The sequence below is a fragment of the Streptomyces sp. CNZ287 genome (assembly GCF_007827615.1).
The window spans coordinates 326,803-348,480 of record NZ_VISV01000001.1; the positions used below are offsets into that span (position 1 = coordinate 326,803).

The following is a 21,678-nucleotide window of genomic DNA, read 5'->3' on the forward strand; positions in this document are numbered from 1 at the left end:
TCTGCACACATCGCGACCGCTTTCCGACGCCGCATCCGCCGCTGGATCGCCGACGACCTCGGTTACACCGGCCTCGACAAGCAGACCTCGAACTTCCTCATCGCCGTGTACGCCCTGCTCGACGACCGGGCGTGGGTGTTCCACTCCGGCCCGGAGAAGGGGGCGCCCGACCTGATGGCGATCGGGCACGGATGGGCGCTGCGCTCCCAGCCGCTGCCCGGCAAGGACGCGTACGAGGCCGCCAGGGACCAGGCCGCCCGCCTGTTCGGGATCCCGGCCGAGCCGAACCCGTACGCGCGCAACGTCAACAAGCTGGCGGAGGACGTCCGCGCCGGGGCGGAGACGTTCGAGCGCGCCGTGCAGGGCGTGCGCACCACGCTGGACCGGCGCGCCACCCTGCTCGGCCTGGACGGCACCGGCCCCGCCCCGCGTGCGGTCGTGCTGCGGGAAGCGGCCGGGCTGCTGGCCCGGCTCGGCCGGCACGCCACCGACGCGACCGCCCTGGTGGAGGAGCTGGCCGCCTCGACCACTTCGCCGCCCTCGGCTTCCTCCAGGGCCTGCTGACGGTCTGCGGGACTGCGGCCACCCCGGGCTGCTCCTCGTCCTCGACGAGGTGGAAACCCTCCAGCGCGTCCGCGGCGACGTGCGGGAGAAGTCCCTCAACGCGCTGCGCCAGCTCCTCGACGAGATCGAAGGGGCCCGCTTCCCCGGTCTGTTCCTCGTCATCACCCGGCACCCCTGCCTTCTACGACGGACAGCAGGGTGCCCAGCGTCTGGCCCCGCTGGCCCAGCGCCTTGCCACCGACTTCACGACCGACCCCCGCTTCGACTCCCCCCGCGCGGTCCAGCTCCGCCTTCCCGGTTTCGACCTGACGTCGCTCGGCGAACTCGGACGCAAGGTGCGGGACCTGTACGCGGGAGCCGCCCGGCACCCCGAGCGCATCACCGGCCGCGTGGACGACGGCTACCTCGACGAACCGGCCCGCGCGGTCACCGGGTCCCTCGGCGGCAAAGTCGGCATCGCTCCCCGCCTGGATCCAGCCGGTTTCCAGCCCACGGAAGCGGCCGGTCGGTCGAACTCTGATGTCCGGCTTGGCAGATCCCTCGACTGCTTTCCCTGGGCGAAGGGCTGTCCCGTAACCCAGGCGGGCTCACGGCGCCTGGCACGGGCCCGTATGCGGTCAACCCTCCGCCTTGCGATGCACCGCACCAGACGCCGCTCGCTGATCCGCCGGGGTTACGGGCAGCCCTTAGCCTCGTCGCTGGAGGAGGTTCGGCGGAGTTCTGTGTCCTCGATAGGAAAGATGCCGGCGGGGTTCCTCCGGATTACACTAAGGGCTACACGGCTGCCATGTGAGCACTGCATTACCTTCGTCAGATTGAAGAGAAGTGCAATTCGAAGAGCATTGCCGCTGAGCCGATGAGGGCAGACACCCTGCAGTATGGCCACATGCCACCGGCCCGTCGAGGTTGTTCCCCACGACTGGCTCAGCCCAGGGGGCATGCGTTCACCGACAAGACCATCCTGGTCCTGTCAGCCGGTGGGCGAGGGAGGCGAGGACGGTGCCTGGCACGAAGCGCACGAACGGTGGGCAGTCACAGGGCGGGGGCGGACCCAGCCGCCTGCCCAGGTCGCTGTACGAGAAGGAGATGCTCCGTCTGCAGACCGAGTTGGTGACGCTCCAGGAGTGGGTCCGTGCCGAAGGGGAGCGGCTCGTGGTGATCTTCGAGGGCCGCGACGCGGCTGGTAAGGGAGGTGCGATCAAGCGGGTCACCGCGCTTCTCAACCCCCGTGTCGTGCGCATCGCCGCCCTGCCCGTGCCGACAGAACGCGAGCGAACACAGTGGTACTTCCAGCGTTACGTCGCGAGGCTCCCGGCCGCGGGTGAGATCGTGCTGTTCGACCGCAGTTGGTACAACCGCGCGGGCGTCGAGCACGTCATGGGCTTCTGCACTCAGAAGGAGTACGAGCGTTTCCTGCACCAGTGCCCCGGCTTCGAGCGGATGCTCATCGAGGACGGAATCTTGCTGCGCAAGTACTGGTTCTCGGTGAGCGACGCCGAGCAGGAGCGGCGGTTCCGGCAGCGGCTGAGCGATCCGGCACGGCGCTGGAAGCTCTCGGCGATGGATCTGGAGTCCATCACTCGCTGGGAGGCGTACTCCCGGGCCAAGGACGAGATGTTCGTGCACACCGATCTTCCCGAGGCGCCCTGGTTCGTCGTGGAGAGCGACGACAAGCGGGCTGCCCGCATCAACATGATCGCTCATCTGCTGTCCACGGTGCCCTACCGAGAGATCCGGCAGCCCGAGCTCCGCCTGCCGCCTCGTCCACCGCCGAGCGGGTACGAACGCCCACCGAAGCACCTCCAGACGTACGTGCCGGACCACGCCGCCGCGCTCCTGGGCAGTTCCCGGCGCACGCCGTAGAGCCCCCAGACCAGACGCCGTCACACTGTCTGCCTTCATGCACCGCCGCTGTCGGTGATCCAAGCCCCGAACCTCAAGGCTGCGTCCGTAGCGAATTGTCGAGATTCCTGTCAACACCCGGACCTGCTTGCGAGCGACAGAGGAGTTTCGTGCCGGTTCCGCCGTATCGGCATACGTCTGCACCGAAGGGGCCCGGAGCTGCTGCAGGGGGTCCGACACCCGTGCGTGACCTGCTCACAGAGATCGAGGGGTCGAACCGGCGGCCTTCTCGCAAGCCGGCGGTGCTGCGGAGCGCGGGGATCGCGGTCTCCTCCTGCGTTGCGGTACCTCGGACCCCGCGCCGGGCGGAGCGCACCCCCCCGGGGTGCCGGCAGGCCCGCGGCCGTCTGGGACAGCACCCGGCGGCACTCCCGCAGCGCAGCGTGCTCGTCCGGCTCGCCGAGGAGCGGGGGGTGCCGTACGTACAGGGCCTGCAGGTGCGCACCGTGCAGCACCGCCTCCTCGAACGCCATGTCCACCCCCGCTGCCGAGGCGGACTGCCCTCGGCGCCGACCGTTCATCAAACGGCTTCCCGGGCAAAGGTGAACGCTGGCAGATGACGAACGGGAAAATGAACTCCCGAAGGGGTGATTCGACGTCAGGATGCCGGGCTCGCCGGCGCGTTCGCGAAACGATCGATAGATGAACGCTCTGGCGAGGGCGTCCGGCGCCGATCAACCAGCACCTCGCGCCCCGTTTGGGGCTGGTGACCCGCAGCCCGACTTCGTACCCGCCGCGGCACTCCTGCGGCGTGCGGTCACCCCGTGGCCCGTTTCTGCCGTATCCGGGCACCCACACCCGCGGTCGAGGAGGGCGCTTACGGTCTTGCCGTCTGCCCGGCAGGTCACGGTGGTGGTGCGGGCGAGGCGGCTGACCATGGGCCAGCCGAATCCTCCGGTGCCGTCGTTCAGGTCGGGGGTGCGCATGCGCGGCGGCTGCGGGCTGTGGTCGTGCACGGCCACCTCGATGCTGTCCGGGTGCGCGGTCAACTGAAGGGTGCAGGCGCCGCCGCCGTGGCGCAGGGCGTTGGTGACGAGCTCCGAGACGACCAGGACCACCGTCTCGGCGGCCTCGGCCGCGATCGCCGGCCGGAGTCCGCCGAGGAAGTCCCGGGCGCGTGCGCGTGGCGCTGCAAGGGACGTGGCACGGCGGAGGGTCGCGACATCGACGCTCATCGTGTCCATCAGGTCTCCCTGGCCCTGGATCATCCACGCCCGGTCCTGCCTGTCCGGGGCTTGTGCCCGGGCCCTGCGGCCCGCAAACCGGGGCGCTCCCGGCTTCCCTCCCTGACCAGAGTCGATCATCTCACCACCGAGCACACGAAAATCTGTGTTGGCTGGAGTAGACATTGAGCGGCGGTGTGGGTATGGTTTCTCTCGTAACCAGAGATCAGCGAGGTCTGGCAGAGACGAACTGCCGGCCAGCAGTACCCGTAGTTGCAGTGTGCAGGACGGTGCGGTGGTGGAGTTCCGAAGCCAGGTTGTCGCAGGACGGCGACGGGGCTGACGACCGGACCGGGTGGCCCGCAGGATCAAGGGCCGCCATGAGCAGTACCGCAGTTCAGCAAGTGCAGTTCGCATTATCAGCAGTAGGCAAGTGGCAGATCCCAGAGGGAAGAAACGGAGGAGCCAGGCACCATCAGGATCGCCCGGGCGCACGTCTGAGCCCGGGAACCGCAGGACATCGATAGTGAGGTGGTCTCCGGTCAAGCAACCGCGATCCCCGCGCCCCGACAGCATCCTGATCGGGTCCGCGCACAGAAGGCCGGCGCCATGCGAGGGCCGGCAGATGGTGTAAACAGCCCCTTCGGGGCCCTGGTGCCACACGGCACCAGGGCCCCTCCATGCATGCCACCCCCACCCATCCCGCTCCCGTGTTCCACCCCGACGTATGTCACCAAGAGGTTTGATGACCGCAGATGATTCGTTCGTTCGTCTCGATGACGACGACTACCCCGCCTACACCATGGGCCGGGCCGCCGAGATGCTCGGCACCACCCCGGGCTTCCTCCGAGCCCTCGGCGAGCACCGCCTGATCACCCCTTTGCGCTCCGAAGGCGGCCACCGCCGCTACTCTCGCTACCAGCTGCGCATCGCCGCCCGCGCCCGCGAACTCGTCGACCACGGCACCCCCATCGAAGCCGCCTGCCGCATCGTGATCCTGGAAGACCAGCTCGAAGAAGCTCAGCGCATCAACGCCGAATACCACCGCGCTGACGGAACGTCACCCGCGGCCTGAGACCGCCGGACCCCTCACCGCCGGACCCCTCACCGGCGGAACCACGGCTACCCATCCACACGTGCTGACCGGGACGCACAGCGTTCCGGTCAACTGCGTCCCGGCCCTGGGACACCAGACCCAGACAGTGCCCCCGGGCCTCGGGCCCCGGACATACGAAAGCCGGCCCGTCGGCCCGGGAGGAGGCCGGCCCGGCGCCTCAGCCTGCGCCAGCAGGTCTGACCGGAGCCGAAGCGCAGTTCCAGCGGCCGCTGCTGTCAGGTGATCCCGGTGTACAGCACGAACAGGATGCCTTGCAGGCACCGCCGGTCATCCACCGGCCGCGGGCCCGGTGACCGCTCGGGCCACCTCGGCAGCAACGGCTCGATCACCGCCCACAACTCGTCGTCCACGATTCACGGCCTGTTGCTCACACCCTCACGAGGGCTCAATCCTCAAACCGGACACGGCCACCAGCACCACATCCCAAGACCGTGTTACGAACTCTCAACTTTTACGAGGAAAACGCGTTCAGGCGTCCCGGCTGAGGAACCTCCGCCGCTACGGACCGAGGCCCCACCTGCAGCCTGCGCCTCTGGGACCGCGTTTGAGATCTGCCGTGTCCCGTCGCGGAGGTGGTCGTTGAGCCTGCCGTGACCGGTGCTGGGGGGGTATCCGTCAGATCTGACCGATGAGCAGTGGGCCTTGGTGGAGCCGCTACTCCCGCCACCGCGAACGGGGCCGAAGGGCGGGCGGCGGGAGAAGCACCCACGTCGCCGGATCGTGGATGCGATCTTCTACGTGGTGCGGACCGGCTGCCCTTGGCGGCAGCTGCCGCACGACTTCCCGCCCTGGCAGACCGTGTACTGGTACTTCGTGCGCTGGGCGACGAGGGCACCGTCGTCCGCGTCCATGACGCCCTGCGGGCCCAGGTCCGCCGGGCCGCGGGGCGGAGCGAGGAGCCGAGCGCCGGCCTGATCGACTCGCAGTCGGTCCGCACCGCTGACACCGTCCCGGCGGCAACGCGGGGTTTCGACGCGGGCAAGAAGGTCAAGGGACGCAAGCGGTTCCTGGTCACCGATACCCTGGGTCTGCTGCTGGCCGTTCATGTCATGGCCGCAAGTGTCCAGGACCGCGACGGAGGCAAGCGCCCGCTGCTGTGGGCGCGTCTAGACCATCCGTCCGTGCAGAAGGTCCGGGCGGACCAGGGCTTCGCCGGACGCCTGGTCGACTGGATGGCCCAGATCCTCGGCCGCGAGCTGGAGATCGTCCGCAAGGACCCCGGGAAGCGTGGCTTCCAGGTCCAGCCCAAGCGGTGGGCGATCGAGCGGACCTTTTCCTGGCTGACCGCCCACCGCCGGCCGGCCCGCGACTATGAGCACATCCCGCCCATGCCGAAACCGTGATCCGCTGGGCCATGATCGGCCTCATGATGCGCCGGCTCGCCCGGGGACGCCCGGCCACGCGTCCAAGCGCCCGCCCCTTGCATCGCACCACCGGTACGTAGACCCGGACCGTAGGCGATGATCGCCGTATGGAGCGTGTCATTGACCTTGACGAAGCCGTCGCCGCCGTTGCAGACCGCTGGCCTGCATGGCTGGCCGCGGGGCTGATTGCCGAGCCCCTAACCTGGCGCGACGAGGCGGACGCGTGGCCCCAGCAGCTGAAGACAGATCGCTCCCGAGTCAACGACCCGGATTCGGTCGGCATTCATCTGCACGGCCCGGACGAGGCCGAACTCCTTGTTGTTCTCTACCGTGGTGGGTGGGCCGACGTTGACTACTGCACTGATGCCGACGACGCCGGTGTAATCCCTGCCCCGGAGGTAGGCTCCGCTCAAGCGTTCGCGTCCCTTCTTGACGCATGCATCACTCGCGTCTTCGGTATCAGCTACGACGTGGGATAGAGAGCAGATCTCAAACGCGGTCTCAGATCCAACGGACCCTGATTGGGGATCACGTAGATATTATCCCTCCCCTTGACGACGTTCAGCCCTCTGGCGTCAATCTCGACGTAGTTAGTGAACCGCCGTCCAGAGAATGGATGCCGAAGGAAGCATCGCGACGGCTGCGCACATGTCTCCGGGATGATTTTCGGCGGGGCCTGTGGTGAACCCGGCTAGCGATCAGACTCTGGCAATCCGAGCCCATCGCGATGTGTCCTCGCAAGAGCACCCTCTTCGATGCCGATCTGTCCTTCGTCGGCAACACGAAGGAGCGCAACCCTCATGGATGAGTAATCAACGTGCGGCGGCACATCGATTGCCCACAAGTAGCCCGTCGTATCGATCTCCCAGGAACACTCAAAGCTGCGGAGCATGGCGTCAATCACGTCCCGCGCGTCGTCATTTTTGATGATGACGCGGACCGTCGAATGCCCGGCCTCCGACAGGAACTCCTCGAACACAAGCTCTCTGCGTTCGTGATCAGCTCTGACTCGCACAATGTCCCCGAAGGCGATTCCCTTCACATAGAAAGGAGTGTTACGAACCTGGACCTCCATCCGTATGGATGTCTTCCTGGCCCAGAGCCGTTCCGAAGAGGCGTGGGCCCAATCGGCTGTCTCGTCAGGGAGATCGAAGGCCACCTTGTACAGCCTCTCAGGCTTACCCGGCGGCACTGATTCGCCGCCGCTAGGGGCTGAGGAAGTCTCCGAGCTCATCGTCCCACTCTTCCATGGTCTTCGTGGATTTATCCCTGTTACAACGACGGCAGGCTACTGCACCGTTATGCGCGCCGCCATGCCCACCACCGGCCCTCGGCTCGATGTGATCGATCTGGGCATCGTCAGGCCTTCCCGGGACGGGGTTGCCATTGGCATCTCGCGATCCCCTCCGCTCCACCTTCTGCCCGCAATAATCACACCTGTACTCGCCGCCGTTCCTCGCGGCGTTGGCGTCGTAAACCTTCTGCCTCTCAGCATCGGTGAAATCCAAACCAGCTCTACTGCAGTTGTGCACTAGGACCGGGGTCTGCCCCGCCAGCACATAGTACGTGTGGATGTCGTCGATGGTGAGGTCGTGGGTGCGCTGGCGCTTGGTGTAGTGGCGGATGTCCTGGATGATGGCGGTGGTGCCGTCCGGGGTGCGGAGGGTCTGGCCGGGTACGAGGTCGCCGGCGTCTACCCAGTCGTCCTTCTCCCGTACCCAGAACGGGTGCGTGGTGGTGGATGCCAGGGTGGTGGTGCTGCTGTCGGCTTTGATGGTGAGGTCGACGAAGTCCTTGTCGTCTTCCGTGGTGATCGTTGCGACAATCTCACGGATCGTGGTCTTGCCTGTCTCAAGGTCGGAGACAACGACCTTGGCACCTGTCTCAAGATCCTCGATGGGTTTGGAGCTGCCGTCGGCCAGCAGCACCTGCGTGCCCGGGACAAAGCTGTGCTTCTTCGTCAAGCACGACTTCGCTGCCTTAAGACCCTTGAATGCCTTGAGTGGTTTCGCCCAGGGTGCGTCGAGGGCCGCGGAAAGACAGGAGAGGCTCAAACCCTTGGCTCTGCCGCACTCTTTCCACGCCTCGACGTCCGGGGCCACTATCGCGAGGATGAGGCCGGCGCCGGGCGGTGGACTCGTGTCCCAGAGTCCAAGCTTCTCCGCCGCCGAGCAGAAGCCCTTGACCTGTTTCTCTGTATCGTGGCCAGAGCACATCGAGTTCGCCCAAGCCTGCATCTTCTCGTCATCCGTGTCGTACTGCGCGTAGCGGAACTCCAGTTCCTGGGCCGCAGGCAGGCGGATGCCCTCGATCCACAGCTCGTTGTCCTTCACCTCGACGTCGATGGTCTGAGCCGGGCTCTGCGATGAGCAGTTGCTGGTGCAGGGATGGCGTACGGCCGGTTTGCCCATGACCCCGCCGCCGGTCTGGCTCATGCCGTTGCCGCGGCTGCCGTCCCCGCGGGTCTGGACGTTCCCGCAGCTCACGCCGCTGGGGGAGCCTGTGCCGCAGTCAAGTCCCAGGCCGGTGGGGTCCTTGAAGGTGACCGGGTTCTGGGCGGCGTAGGTGTAGCCGTTCAGGGTCTGGGGTTTGTCGAGTTCGAGGAGCGGGTCGACGCTGATGAAGCGGCCCAGCTTCGGGTCGTACTCGCGGGCGCCCAGGTGCTGCAGGCCCGTGCTGGCGGTGTCGTCGGTGCCGCCGACGAAGCCGCGGGTGCCCGGCCAGGAGGTGGGTTCGGGCCCGCGGGGCCCCCCGAAGGGGAGGCTGCGGCGCTGGTCGAGTGTCTGGGTGGCGGCATCGATGGCCAGTTGGCCGGTGCCGTTGTGGTCGGCGAGAGTGAACGAGACGCTGCCGTCGTCCTCCTGGACCGCCTGGTGGCCGCCACCGAGGTCGTAGTAGCGGGTGGCCTTGGCCGCGGTGGCACCCTTCGGGAGGGAGACCTCGGTGGCGCCCAGGTAGAGGGTGGTCTCCGTGGGCGTGCGGGCGATGAGGCGGTTGCCGTTCGCGTCGTAGACGTAGTTCGTGACCTTGTCGGCGCTGCCCTCGACCGGCTCGGTGACCTTGGCCAGGTGGCCTTCGGCGTCCCAGGTCAGCGTCTGGGTGTCGCCGCCCAGGTTGCGGGTGGCGGTGTTGCCGGCGGCGTCGTAGGTGTAGCTGTCCTGCGCGGTGCCGGTCGGGCCGGTGCTGGAGACGGACGTAAGGCTGTGCGGCCGAGGGCTGCCCGGAGCCGGGTAGGCGTACGTGCGCTCGGTGTTCTTGGCGGTGTCGCCGGCGACGTCGTGCTGGGTTTCCGTGAGTCGGTTGCCCGCCTTGTCGTAGGTGTACGAGTGCCAGTACGGCGCCGGGCCGCCCACGGCCGCGCCCGAGGGCTGGGCGGAGCACTCGGTGTCGCCCTCGGTCCAGGCCGTGGTCAGCCGGCGCGCGAAGTCGTAATCGAAGCACTGGGTGTCCGTACCGGACCGGGAGACATCGGCGACGGACAGCACGTTGCCGGCAGCGTCGTAGCCGAAGGTGTTGTGCTGGTCGACCCCCGGCACGTTCTCGCGGTCGACGCGCGAGGTGGCCAGCCGCTGGGTGCTCCACTCGTAGGTGTTCGTCGCCCACGTCTTGGTGCCGCCGCCGTTCGACAGTTCGTACTGCTGCGGCTTGCCGGTCAGGCTGTAACTGGTCGTCGCCTTCAGCCCCTGGTCCCCGCTGAGGGCGATCGGACGCAGCGTCTCGTCCTCGTACGTGTACACCACACCCGACGACGGCAGCGCCCCGGCCTTCGGGAAGCCGACGCCCTGCACGGTGCCGGAGACGTTGTACGTGGTGATGGACAAGTACGTCCCCGCAAGCGCGCCCTCCGAGGCCGGAATGGTGACGCTGGAGCGAAGCACCCGGTACTGCCGGTCGTAGGCGACGACCTTGTTCGTGTACGCCTCACCGTCGGCATAGCGGGTCGATGAGGCCAGGTGGCCCTTGGCGCCGCTGATGGTGTCGTACGTCCAGTCGGCGCGCAGGGTGCCGGTGGGTGAGGATTCGCGCAGCTCCGTCCTGCGCCCGATGCCGTCGTAGACGCTGACGAGCCTGGTCCCGCGGGCATCCGTGGTGGAGGCGACCTGGCCGCGGTCGTCGTACACCGTCGTCGTGGTGCCCTTGTCGGGGTCGTCGGCCTCGACCTGGCGTCCGAGCTGGTCGTAGCGGTACGTCCAGGAGTTCCCGGCCGGGTCGGTCACCTTCTCCAGTTCACCGCGCGGCGTGTACCGGTAGGCGGTGGTGTCGTACGAGGACTCCGCGCTCGGCGCGTGGTGCTGACGGAGGGCCGTGGTCCGGCCCCGGGCGTCGACGAGGGACGTCGTGGCGGTCCCGCCCTCCGGCGGGATGACCGTCGTGCGGTCGCCGCGGTAGAGGGTGCTCATGGTCGCCAGTACGGCGCCGCCGTCCCCGTTGCCGGCCACCTGCTTGGTCTGGACGTTGCGCCCGAGACCGTCGTAGGAGTGCCAGTACTGGGTCTCCACGGTGAGTGCGTTCGCGGGCCGGAACAGTTCGGCGGACGGCGGATTGTCCGCGTAGTACGGCTCGAAGGTCTTGGCGGCCAGACCGCGCTCGTCGTAGAAGACGTCGCTGAGCAGCCGTCCTCCGCCTGGCCCCGGTGCCTGGGTCTGGCGTTCGCGCAGGAACCCGTCGAAGAGGGTGTACGAGGTGCGCTGCGCGCCCGAGTTGCCGAGGGTCCTGGACCCCACGGCCACCGGCTTCCCCTCGGCCACCTGGTACGTGAACTCGTACGACGGCGTCAGGTCGGTGCGCCGGTCGGGCAGCCACACCTTCGTCGTACGTCCCAGGGCGTCGTACGCGGACGTAGTGGTCTTGCCGTTCGTGTCCGCCTGGGTGAGCGGGAGGCCGCGCATCGGGTTGTAGGTGGTGGTGGAGGTCAGTGCCGTGGTGGCGTTGCCGGGGGTTGCCGGTGGTGTGGTCTCTTTGACCTGCGTGGCGAATCCGGTTGCCGGGGTGTAGACGGTGGTGGAGGTGCGGCCGTCCGTGCGCGCGCTGCGCGACTGGAGTTGTCCGCTCGCGTTGAAGGTCAGATTCGCGGTGAGATCGGTGCTGGCCAGCTCACGGCCGTAGGAGTCGTATTCCGCGGTGGACTCCAGGTAGACGGCCTCGTCGGCGGTGCGGGACTTCAGCACCGCCGTGGCGGTGGCGTCGCCCTTGCCCGGGGCGGACGGTGTGGCGCTGATGGCGCCGCCGTCGTAGGCGGTGCGGGTGTCGGTGATGACGTCCTTGGTGCGGTCGACGGGATCGCCGCACGCCTTGGCGACGGTCTCCACCCGCACCGGCAGGGCGAGGATGTTCTTCTCCTCGTTGGTGGCGTACGTGGTGCGAGTGCACCGGTTGTCGGCCGCGGTGGAGTTGTCGGCGGAGTCGTTCACCTCCGTCAGCCGGCCGGCGACCGTGTCATAGGTGTTGGCGGTGGATGTTACCCGCCAGTCGTTGCCGGCGCCGTTGTCCAGGGAGGTCCAGGTCTTGGTCTGCGCGGTGCCGGTGAGGTTCGCGGTGACCGTGCCCCAGGAGCGTTCCTTCTTGGCCGTCTGGTGGTGCCAGGGCCGGTTGACGGTCTTGTTCAGGACTTTGCCGCCGGGGCCGGAGAAGTCGACGGTCTTGTACGCGAAGCCAGCGGCCGACTCGTGGTCGGTGAGCGGGTCGCCCTCGCCGGTGCCGAGGCTGATGGACACGCTCTTGGTGCCGCCGCTGGGGCTCTCGCGGTCCCCGTGCATGCCGCGCAGGAAGTAGGTGTCGGACTGCGACTTCATCGCCGCGTCCCCGCCCTGCCCGCCGGTTCTCACCCGCACCTGGCCGTAGCCCCGGTACTGGGACCAGGTCTTGAACTTCTCCTTCGTCAGACTGTCGTCATCGTCGTAGTGCCAGGCCGCCCCGCCCAGATACTCGTAGCGGGTGACCTTGTCCGGGGCGCCGCCGGTACGGTCCGTCTCCGTCATCGAGGTGACGACGTACTTGTTGAACCACTGCCGTTCCGGGTCGGCGGTGTCGCTGCCGCCGATGTACTGGGGAAAGCAGCGGGTGGTGTTGGACTGGGGTGTGGGCAGCGCGTTCCAGTCGCAGGCCGCGCCGGAGTAGTTGGCGTCGATCTGGCCGCCGTACTCGTCGGCGACGCTGGACAGCCGGGCCTTGATGAACGGCGCGTAGCCGTCGCCCGTCTTGTCCAGGCGGTTGGCCAACTGGGTGTACGCGAAGGTGGTCTTGGGCAGGGTGATCGCCGGGTCGGCCGTGTGCCCGGTGCGCTGGATCGAGTCGAGCAGCAACTGATAGTCGATATCGGCCTGGCCCCAGCGGTGCGCCAGCTTCCAGGAGTCGACTGGGCCGTAGGTACCGTCGCTCTTGAGAACCTGGGTGCTGACTTCGGTCAGCCGCTTCCGGGTCCAGAAGCTGGGCGAGTACCGGCCCTGATCGCACGTGGCTTCTTCGCCGCAGTTCAGGTCCCAGGGCGTGTCGTACCAGTAGGCCGAATCGGTGCCGATCGAATCGCAGGTCGTCTGCTCGTTGGGCAGGCATCGCTCGCCGCTGCTGAAGTCGACCTTGGCCAGCGGCTTCGTGTCGTACACCGAGGAGTGCTTCAGCCCGTACTCGATACGGTCCACGCTCCCGCCGCGGGTGTAGCGGGTGTTGTTCTCCGCCTTCAGATTGCGGCCGTAGGAGTTCTCCTCCTGGTGGTAGTAGTAGGCGACGGCGTTGCCGTGCGGATCGACGACGTAGTCGAGGTTCCAGCGCCACGCCTGCTGGCACCAGGACGAACCGAACCCGGCGGCGTCGTGGCACGGCTCGCCGGAGTCGTCACCGAACACCGGGACCTTCCAGGCCGAGCCCGTGGTCTCCTTGCCGTCGGCCCAGCCCGGCAGCCGGTTGTACCCGAAGTAGTAGCGGATGCCCTGGGGGTCGGTGACCCGCCAGTACTCGCCGTCGTTGTCTCCGTTGGCGCGGTCGGCGGAGGTCAGGCGGGTGACGAGGGTGCCGTCGTCGTCGCGGAGCTTCCACTCGTCGTTCCCGGTGGGGACGAGTTCGCCGCCCTTGCCGTTGAAGGAGATGAACGCGTTGTCGTGCCCCCAGCACAGGTCGCCCGGCTTGCCGCCGTCGGGGTGCGTCACACCGTCGTCGGCGCAGGGCTTGTACTGGCGCTCGATGTATCCGGGCCACAGGTCGAAGCCGTCACCCACCCAGGAGGACTGGTTGTTGGTCCCTCCGGTGCGTCCGTCCACCGAGCCCGACGAGTACGACAGCCCCACGCTCGGCTGGAGGCCACCGGGCACCTCGGGGACCGGGATGCCGTACGACCAGGAGAAGTCCCCGGAGCTGAGGTTCACCTTCCAGGACGACGACGGCGCCAGTGTGGTGGCCTTGTAGTCACCGTTCTCGCTCGCCGCTGCGGCGACGGCAGCCAGCACCGTCGGCTCCTCTGTCCGGAGCCGGACGGCGTCGGCTGTGAGCGTCTGCTTCTCCGCGTCGTTGACCGTCGGCAGCGGCTGACTCTCGCGGCACTCGCGCTTCGCCGGGGTGTCCAGCACGCAGGCCGGCATCTCGACGAGGGTGAGCCGGGAGGCGTAATTGCCGCCGAATGCCTCGGAGAAGTCGGCGTAGTCCACCGTGGCCTGCACCTCACCCGCCGCGCGTCGGGGCGCTGGTTCGGGCTCCAGCGCGAACAGCACCCCGTCGACGGCGGCCCTTCGCGCCGCGTCACGGCCGAGAACCCGTGCGGTCACCTTGCCCCGGGCTCCCCTTGCCGCCTCTGCGGCAGCCGCGGGATGACCACCGGTCGCGGAGGCCACGTCGAGGGTGAGGGGAAGTTCCATCGCGCCCGACGGCTCTCCGCCGGCGTTCCTGACGCCTTCCGTTGTCAGATCGAACCGGGCCGTCGCCGGCTCGGGCCACGTCGCTTCCGGCTTCTGCCGCGGGGACGCCGGGCCTTCCGCCCGCGTACGCGGCTTGGCCTTCGTCACCGATTCACCGGCGACCGGCTGCTCCGCCCGGGGCATGTCCGGCCTGCCCCTGCCGTCGTCCGCGACCGCGTCGGTGGTGGTCGTCACGTTCTGCAGCAGGGTGGCGACCATGAGGGCCGCGGCGCCCAATGCCACCCGATGACTTGCCCATCTCGCGCGCTTGCCGACCCTACGCTTCATCCCTCGTCCTCGTCTCCGCTGCCGCGCCACCGTCGCCCGCGAGCGGGCCGCCGGTGGTTGCCAGGTGCTGGTGAATGGGGTGTCGAGTCCCGCCGCCTTGGGGGCAGCGCCGGGCGGAGTGCGATATCAGGTGTCGTCGGGGACGTCGGTGACGACGTCCGGCCTGCCGAGTGCAAGCTGGGCGACCTGGCCGTCGGTCAGGGTTCCCTGGAAGACCCACACGTCGTCGATCGATCCGGGCCAGTACTCGCCCCGTGCGCCGGCCGTCTTGCTGCGGCCGATCTCCAACGACTCGCCCGCCCGGAAGGCCAACACGTCCTCGGCCCAGGAGAGGCGGTCCGTGCAAGCGGGGTCGTCGGCTTCGCCGTTCCCGTCGTCGTCGGCACAGGCCACTTCCTCCAGTTCGCCGTTGACGTACAGCCGCGCCTCCTTGGCGAAGCCGTCGTAGACCAAGGCGAGGTGGTTCCAGTCCCGTACGTCCCAGAACTGCTCGTTCTGCACCCGCACCACGGACGCTCCGTCCGCGTCCGTCCCCGGAACGGCGATCTGCCAACTGCCTGCCCCGGCTGCCGGGTCGGCGGCGGGGATGTAGCGCACCGCGAAGGCGCTCTGTCTGCTGCCCGTGGCGCTGACGATCGAGGCCGCACCGTTGGGCAGGGCGGCAGCCTGCGCCCAGGCCGTGACGGTGTAGCTTCCGCTCGAATCAACGGGCACGCCGGATGTCGACGCGTAGGCGTCGACTCCGTCCAGTTCCATCGCGCCGGTGTCGACCCAACCGGAGCCGATCGTCGCACCGCCGTGGAGGGTCATGTCGTTGCCCCCCGGTGAATCGTCCGCCGTGACCGGAGGTGTCGCGCCATCGGCGGCCTCCAGCTTCCAGCGGGCCTTGACCAGTGGACGCTGCTTGTAGAGCTGCTGGACTTCGGCCGGGGAGATGGGGCGGTCGAAGAGGCGGACGTCGTCGATGGTGCCGGGGAAGTGGCTCTTGAGGACGTTGTTGACGGAGACGGCGCCGATGTACATGGAGCCTGCGGCGTAGAAGGCGTCCACGAGGGTGGTGGCGCCGGCTTTCTTGCCGTTGATGTACAGGGTGAGGGTGTTGGCGGTGGTGTCGTGTACGCCGACCAGGTGCGTCCAGGTGTCCGGATGGGCGTCTCCGGGCTGGTCGGCCATCGCCCGGATGATCGGTGCACCCGGGGTGTCGGAGGCGTACTGGTTGAACACCCAGCGGTCGTAGGCGGCGGAGTAGTAGAGCTCGAAGCCCAGGGCGAACTCGCCTGCCTGGGCGACGACGGTCGCCTGGCGGTCGGGTTTGGCGTCGAGCTTCGCCCAGGCGGAGACGGCGAAGGACCGTTCGCTGTTCATGTGCGGTCCGGATGTCTCCCCGACGAGCGCGTAGCCGTCGGTGCCGTTGAACTTCGCCGCCTTGCCCGCTACACCTGGCACGCCGGTGGTCACGCCGCCGTGGTAGCGCGCGGGGAGCACGCCGCCGCGGCCGGAGACCTCGGTGGCACCGGCCGGTTCGTCCAGTTCGAAGACGGCGATGGCGGGGCGGCCGGGGTCGCCGACGGGCTGCTTGGCGTAGAGCTTGTCGACCTCGTCCTGCGCGATGCGCTTGTCGAAGATCTGGACCTTGTCGAGGGTGCCGGGGAAGAAGTCCTTGGCTACCCCGCTCCCCGAGCCCGCGCCCAGGTGCAGGCCGCGGCGAGCGTTCCAGGTGCTGGTGAAGGGGGTCTCGCCGACGAGCGTGCCGTTGACGAACAACTGCAGCTTGTCCTCCACGGAGTCGTACGAGCCGACGAGGTGGGTCCAACTGCCGGTCTGTACGCCGCCGGGGTTTGGTGCCATGGCCCGGTAGACGGTGGCGTCGGGGGTGTCGGCGGAGAAGCCGTTGAAGATCCAGCGGTCGTACGCGGACGCGTAGTGCAGCGCGAAGCCCATCCGCTCGTTGCCCGGCTGAGAGGCGACCACGGCCGCGCCGGTCGTCGGTTTGGCGTCCAGTTTCACCCAGGCCGAGACCGTGAAGCCGCCGGTGTTGTTGACCGCCGACAGGTCGGTGGCCGCGTAGGCGTCGGTGCCGTTGAGGCCGAGCGCGGTGCCCTCAGCGCCGGCGGCGCCGGTGGCCGCCCCGCCCTTGAGGGTCAGCGTCCGCGCGGGCGTGGAGCCTTCGGCCTGGGTGGCGCCGGCCGGCTCGTTGAGTTGCCAGGTCGCGCGGTCCGGCTGGCCCGCCTTCACCCGGAACTGGTAGGTGCGGATCTCGCTGCCGTTGCCGGCGGCGTCGAAAGCCTGGGCGGTGACGAAGTTCACCCCGGCCCGGGTCGGGAGGATCTTCGCGTCCCTGGCGGCGCCGCCGGACGTGGAGATCTGGTTGGCGGAGACAGGGTCGCCGTTGATGCCGTAGCGGTAGCGGTTCGCGTCCGTCGAAGGCGAGTCGAGGGTGAAGGTCCCGTACTGGCCCACACCGTCCCACCACGGATCCTCGGGGTTCTCCGGATCTGATTCCGGATACTCACCCGAGGTGACGACGGGGGCCTCGGGCACGCTCGTGTCGTAGACGAAGTAGCAGGCCGTCTTCGTGTTGCCCGCGTACGACCACGGCGACCACTGCGCCCCGTCGTAGGCGCGGGCATACCAGTTCACCGTCACGTTCTTCGGAATCGAGGAGGACAGCGGGATCGAGAAGGTGGAACCTGAGCGCTTGGACGTGGTCTTGGCAGGCGTCCAGCTACCGCCGTCCCACTTGGCCTGGAACTGCACCGCGACGTTGTCGCCGTCCGGGTCCTTGACGTCGTTGGCGTAGATCTTGCCCAGAGAGCGGATACGGGCCTTCTCACCAGGCCGCTTGCACACCCCGCCGTACTCCATGGTGAGCTGCGCCATCTTGATCTGCGGCGGCGGCCGGTTGTACTGCACCCGCAGGTACGCCTTGTCCGAGAACCGCTTCCACGCGTACTTGTCGTCCTCGCTCGCCGCACGCAACCCGAAGGTCATCGTCGACCACTTCTTGTTCGCCGCCTCCTGCACCCCCGCGCGAATCCCGAACTCCGCGTCCTTCCCGGCACAGCCCTCATAGCCGTACGCGAAGGACCTCGTGTCCAGCTTGTCGAGCCAGAACCCGGAACCCGCGTCTTGGCTGTTCCACGTGGTGGACGAGCTGATTCCCTTGGTCCGCCACAACTCCACGCTCCGCTCGGAGCAGGACGCTGACCAGATATTGCGGACGACGAACTCCGCCGAAAGGATCGACTTGCCCGCGAACCGGGACGTCGGAATGCGGTAGAAGACTCGCTTGGTGTCATGCGGGGCGCAGTAGTCCCAGCCGCAGTAGCCCATTCCGGCGTTGTCCTCGCCGTTGAACTTCCACTGCGGCGACGACGCCCAGTACTTCGAGGCGAAGGTCCACGCCGACGCCCGCGGCGAGTACCACTGCGGATCGATGAACACCGGATAGACCGTGTCCACGCCCTTCAGCACCTGCGGGTCCGGAGTCAGCACCAGTTGGTCGGGCGCCCGGGCGACCTGGACGTCGACCGGCGCCAGCTTGCCCGACTCCCCCGCCGCCGGCTCATCCGCCGGATCGCCGGCGGCCGCGCTCCTGGCGCCTGCGATGGTGCCGCCGCTGGAGTCCCACATGACCGGCTGGGGTGCCTCGAACACCGCGCCCCCGGCACCTGCATCGACCGCTTCGAGGCCACCGGCCGCGGTCTCGCGCACCGACATCCCCGTCGCGCCCAAGTGCAGCCGAAGCTCCGCCAGCTCCGGATTCTGCGCCGCCTCGGCAGACTTGACCACCAGCAGCTGGGTGAAGCCGTCAGCCTGCACCCCCATGCGCAGATCGACCCCCGGCAGAACCTCCGGATAGACGGCCGCATCCCCCTCCAGCCGCGGCTGCGGCAGCGCACCCGGCCACGACAGCGACAACTCCCGCCCGGCCCTCGTCATACGCACCAGCGGCGCCGAACCGCCGCCGGAGAACTCCATCCCCACAGTGGTCGCCCCCGGCGCCACCATGCCGCCGTCGGCCGGGGCCAGTTGGGTGTCGATCGCTTTCCACTCCCCGCCCACACGGGTCCGTACAGGCCGCAGATACTCGCGCGCCTCCAGGTTCCCGTCAGGAGTGGCGAACACCTCGCTGCTCTCCCCGCGCAGCGAGGCGATCTCCACCGGCTCACCAGTACGTTCCGCCCGCGCCGCCGCCTCTTCCTCGGTGCCCGCCGCCCGGGTGTCTTCGTCGGCCGCCGCACCAGCCTTGGCATCCGACGCCACCGAAGGTGCGCGCGCGCTGCCCGGAACCGCACTCGCCTCCACTACCGGCGCCGTACCCAGGAGCAGCGCCGTGCCCAACCCCGCCGTCAACCACGCCCGATATCGCTGCCATCGCCCACGCATCAGCACAGAGCCCCACCCCTGAGACAACGGAACGTAACGTCGCGCTAACTTAACGAGATGAACCCGAGTGGACTAGACCTTCTTAACGGGCAAACCCGGTAATTCACCCACACCCCCCGTGACTTGCATCACACCAATTGCCCCATCAGGCATAGGTTCTTCAGAAAAGAACGACAGATACCAGCTAAACAGCGTTCAAGACCGAACACATCGGCTGAGATGCGGTCACACACACCTCCCTCAGCCGCCCTCTGTTCACGCCGGATCCACGGGCCGGGCGAGGGACCGCTCTGGCCCCCTGCGCTCGGCCACGAGGGAGCCCGACTGCAGGGTGCTCTGCTTGATCGCTCCGCATCGACCCCAGGAGGCGGGAACGAGGTGGCCATACACGTCGACGGTGGCCTTGATCGATTTGCGGCCGAGCCAGCGGGACACCTCGCGGATCGGAACGCCGCGGGCCAGGGCTGTCGACGCAAAAGAGAGCCGCAAACTGTGATACGCCGAGAGCCGGGCCGTCTCAGCCAAGGAGCCCGGACGACGACCCTTCAGAGGCCGGTTCGTGAGCTTGGGAATCGCCCGCCATACCCCCGCGGGTATCTTCTGGATCCAGCGCAAATCCAGCGGCCGGGAAGCCCAAACCGGGATCAACCAACCGATCACACCGACCTGACCTGCACAAACAGATAGCCGGACGCCGTGGAACCGCCCTTCAACGTTCCAGTCGAATTCCACCACGTTCGAACACGAAACGCACTCTGACCTGCACGCATACGGGACAGCTGGGATCGTTCGAAAGATTCACACGTTGAAGCGGAACACCGGGTACACAGTTTTGAGCTGCAGAACACCGGAAGTCCGGGATGGATCCAGAACCCAGCCACCGCAAACAGCGGGGCGATGCCCCTTCTTCACGCTGGACCCAGGGGGCCCGGCGAGACTTTGCGCTGTGTGCGACATCCCGTGAGTTCCTCTGAGCCCCGCTGAGCCCCTGGCCCCATGGCCAGCGGGTTCTTCCTCCTTCGGGTGCTCTGTGGTTCTGTGACGTAACTTCGGGATTCTTGAAGCGTTCTCACCTTATCCGGCCGATTCGCAGTCGGGCTGAAGGCGAGGAGGCTCGGGTGGCGGCACTGGCAGTTGTACGGGACCTGCGTGAGCACTGGGCCCCCGCGTCGGCGGAGGGGTCCACGAAGGTGCGCGCCGAGCCGAAGTGCTCCGTCATCGCAGGGAGCAGCTCATCGACCGTCAGAACCTGAACACTGATCGTCGCTTTCATGGCCGACACGCTATGGTCGCCTACTGCGTTCGCATGAGGGGTGGCATACTCCGCTTCCAGGCGCAGTACCGCAAGAAGATTCGTGTCCCCACTCCTGAGTCGATCTCCGACGATCGGTTACTGGGCCAGGTGAGCGGTTATGCGCGGGTTGTCGTCGAGAGTGACCTGCGGCCACCGTCTCTTCGTCTCTTCGTCAGTCCACTCAACTCACGATGATCAACGGTGGCCGCTGCCGTCCCCGCACTGGCCACACCAGCGAGATCACGATCTACAAGTGGAGTAGGGCTCACCCGGCTCCCACAGCGTCACGGCCCCGGGTCGCCGGCGCAGCCTCGGCGGCGGGCTGTCGTGCAGGGCGGGAGAAGCGCAGCGCCACCAGGGCGGTCGCCGTCGCTGCTGCCGCCGCGGCGAACATCGCATCGCGCAGCCCGTCCACCGAGCCGGCCGGGCCCGCTATCGCGACCAGCACGGCCAGGCCGACCGCGCCGCCGATCTGCTGGGTGGTGGAGGCCAGGCCGGCGGCGATGCCCTGTTGCTGTGCCGGCACGCCGTTGCCCGCGGCGCCGAACATCAGGCTGTAGCCGCCGCCCTGGCCGAGGCCGAGCACCACCAGGCCGGGAATCAGGGAAATGTACGAGGCGTCGGTCGCCATCGGCAGCGCGGTCAGCGCCGTTCCCGCGGCGGCCACCGCCAAGGCCGTGATCATCGTGGGGCGCAGCCCGTACCGGGTGGCCAGCCGGCCCGCGGTCTGCGAGCCGGCCGCGATCGCCAGCATCGGGACGAGGAACGCCAGGCCGGTGCGCAGGGCGCTGTAGCCGTGCACGGTCTGGAAGTAGACCGTCAGGAAGTACAGCAGGGTGCCGAGCGTGGCCATGAAGCCGAAGGTGACGGCCATGGCGGTGGTCAGGTTGCGGTGACGCAGCAGCCGCGGCGGGGTCAGCGGGTCGGCGCCGCGCTTTTCAACCACTGCGAATGCCGTCAGCAGCGCGATCCCGACGAAGGCTGCCAGCACGACAGGGGTGGCGGTCCATCCGGCCTCCGGGCCCTGGACCAGGGCGAAGACCACCAGCGTCGTTCCGGCTGTGGCCGTCAGCGCGCCGGCGGCGTCGAAGCGGCGCCCGGCTGCGCGGCGCACCGCGTCGGGGGCGAGCAGTGGCAAGGCGCACAGCGCTGCGATGGTCGCCAGCGGCACGTTGACGTAGAAGACGGCGGCCCAGCCGAAGGCGTCGGTGAGCACCCCGCCGAGCAGTGAGCCGAGGATCATGCCGCTTCCGCCGGCTGTGCCCCAGACGGCGAACGCTCGGTTGCGCTCCCGCCCTTCGGCGAAGCTGGTGCCGACCAGCGTGAGCGTGGCCGGGAAGAGGAAGGCGCCGCCGATGCCCTGCACCGCTCGGGCGGCGATGAGCACCCAGGGATCCCAGGCGAGGCCACCGGCCAGCGACGAGGCGGCGTATAGGGACAAGCCGAGGACGAACATCCGGCGCGGGCCGAAGAGGTCGCTCGCCCGGCCGCCGAGCAGCAGGAAACCACCGAAGGCGACCGCGTAGCCGCTGATCACCCACTGCAGGCTGTGGGCGGAGAAGCCGAGGGCGGAGCCGATCTCAGGGAGGGCGACGTACACGATGTTGTAGTCGATGGAGATGATCAGTTGGGCGAAGGCCAAAAGGGTCAGGATCCAGCCAGGATGGCGACGTGTGGTGGTCATGTTTCTTGGTCCCCTTGTGGAGTCTTGGTG

Annotated in this window: 10 protein-coding genes and 4 pseudogenes; 6 read left to right on the forward strand and 8 right to left on the reverse strand. The window is 68.2% G+C overall.

Annotated features, from left to right (window positions below):
* Positions 1 to 174: 174 nt before the first annotated feature.
* From FB457_RS35795 to ppk2, 3 genes and pseudogenes are all read left to right on the forward strand, one after another.
* A complete protein-coding gene (locus tag FB457_RS35795; protein ID WP_486588921.1) occupies positions 175 to 564 on the forward strand; it encodes a BREX-2 system ATPase PglY family protein in 390 nt (129 codons plus the stop codon).
* A pseudogene (locus FB457_RS01435) lies at positions 498 to 1,034 on the forward strand (BREX system ATP-binding domain-containing protein); the annotation flags it as partial. The gene FB457_RS35795 and the pseudogene FB457_RS01435, both read left to right, overlap by 67 nt.
* 529 nt (positions 1,035 to 1,563) lie before the next feature.
* A complete protein-coding gene (gene ppk2 / locus FB457_RS01440; protein WP_078898425.1) occupies positions 1,564 to 2,427 on the forward strand; it encodes a polyphosphate kinase 2 in 864 nt (287 codons plus the stop codon).
* Positions 2,428 to 3,266: 839 nt separating this feature from the next.
* On the opposite strand, the pseudogene FB457_RS01450 reads toward ppk2, so the two are convergent.
* Positions 3,267 to 3,650 (reverse strand): annotated as a pseudogene (locus FB457_RS01450) (ATP-binding protein); the annotation flags it as partial.
* A 724-nt stretch (positions 3,651 to 4,374) separates the two neighbouring features.
* On the opposite strand from FB457_RS01450, the gene FB457_RS01455 reads away from it, so the two are divergent.
* Positions 4,375 to 4,704, forward strand: a complete 330-nt coding sequence (locus FB457_RS01455; protein ID WP_047017814.1) for a helix-turn-helix domain-containing protein — start codon at positions 4,375 to 4,377, stop codon at positions 4,702 to 4,704.
* A 197-nt stretch (positions 4,705 to 4,901) separates the two neighbouring features.
* Here the strand turns inward: FB457_RS01455 and FB457_RS01460 are convergent.
* Positions 4,902 to 5,099, reverse strand: a pseudogene (locus FB457_RS01460) (transposase); the annotation flags it as partial.
* Positions 5,100 to 5,343: 244 nt separating this feature from the next.
* Here FB457_RS01460 and FB457_RS01465 point away from each other — a divergent pair.
* Positions 5,344 to 6,190, forward strand: a pseudogene (locus FB457_RS01465) (IS5 family transposase).
* Between the two features lie 27 nt (positions 6,191 to 6,217).
* Complete coding sequence (locus tag FB457_RS01470) at positions 6,218 to 6,589, forward strand: hypothetical protein (protein ID WP_145780514.1); 372 nt, start codon at positions 6,218 to 6,220, stop codon at positions 6,587 to 6,589.
* On the opposite strand, the gene FB457_RS01475 is transcribed toward FB457_RS01470, so the two are convergent.
* The 6 genes from FB457_RS01475 to FB457_RS01505 form a co-directional block, all read right to left on the reverse strand.
* A complete protein-coding gene (locus FB457_RS01475; RefSeq protein WP_145780855.1) occupies positions 6,574 to 6,774 on the reverse strand; it encodes an HYD1 signature containing ADP-ribosyltransferase family protein in 201 nt (66 codons plus the stop codon). The genes FB457_RS01470 and FB457_RS01475 overlap by 16 nt on opposite strands.
* A gap of 27 nt (positions 6,775 to 6,801) precedes the next feature.
* Positions 6,802 to 7,344, reverse strand: coding sequence for a DUF4265 domain-containing protein (locus FB457_RS01480; protein WP_145780517.1), 543 nt, complete (start codon positions 7,342 to 7,344; stop codon positions 6,802 to 6,804).
* Positions 7,316 to 14,212: a polymorphic toxin-type HINT domain-containing protein gene (locus FB457_RS01485; RefSeq protein ID WP_486588922.1), complete on the reverse strand. Its 6,897-nt coding sequence runs from the start codon at positions 14,210 to 14,212 to the stop codon at positions 7,316 to 7,318. Before FB457_RS01485 ends, FB457_RS01480 begins: the two co-directional genes overlap by 29 nt.
* Before the next feature lie 195 nt (positions 14,213 to 14,407).
* Complete coding sequence (locus FB457_RS01490; protein WP_145780520.1) at positions 14,408 to 18,670, reverse strand: LamG domain-containing protein; 4,263 nt, start codon at positions 18,668 to 18,670, stop codon at positions 14,408 to 14,410.
* A 255-nt stretch (positions 18,671 to 18,925) separates the two neighbouring features.
* Positions 18,926 to 19,405, reverse strand: coding sequence for a hypothetical protein (locus FB457_RS35060; RefSeq protein WP_186461922.1), 480 nt, complete (start codon positions 19,403 to 19,405; stop codon positions 18,926 to 18,928).
* Between the two features lie 824 nt (positions 19,406 to 20,229).
* Positions 20,230 to 21,648, reverse strand: a complete 1,419-nt coding sequence (locus FB457_RS01505; RefSeq protein ID WP_145780522.1) for an MFS transporter — start codon at positions 21,646 to 21,648, stop codon at positions 20,230 to 20,232.
* Positions 21,649 to 21,678: the final 30 nt, after the last annotated feature.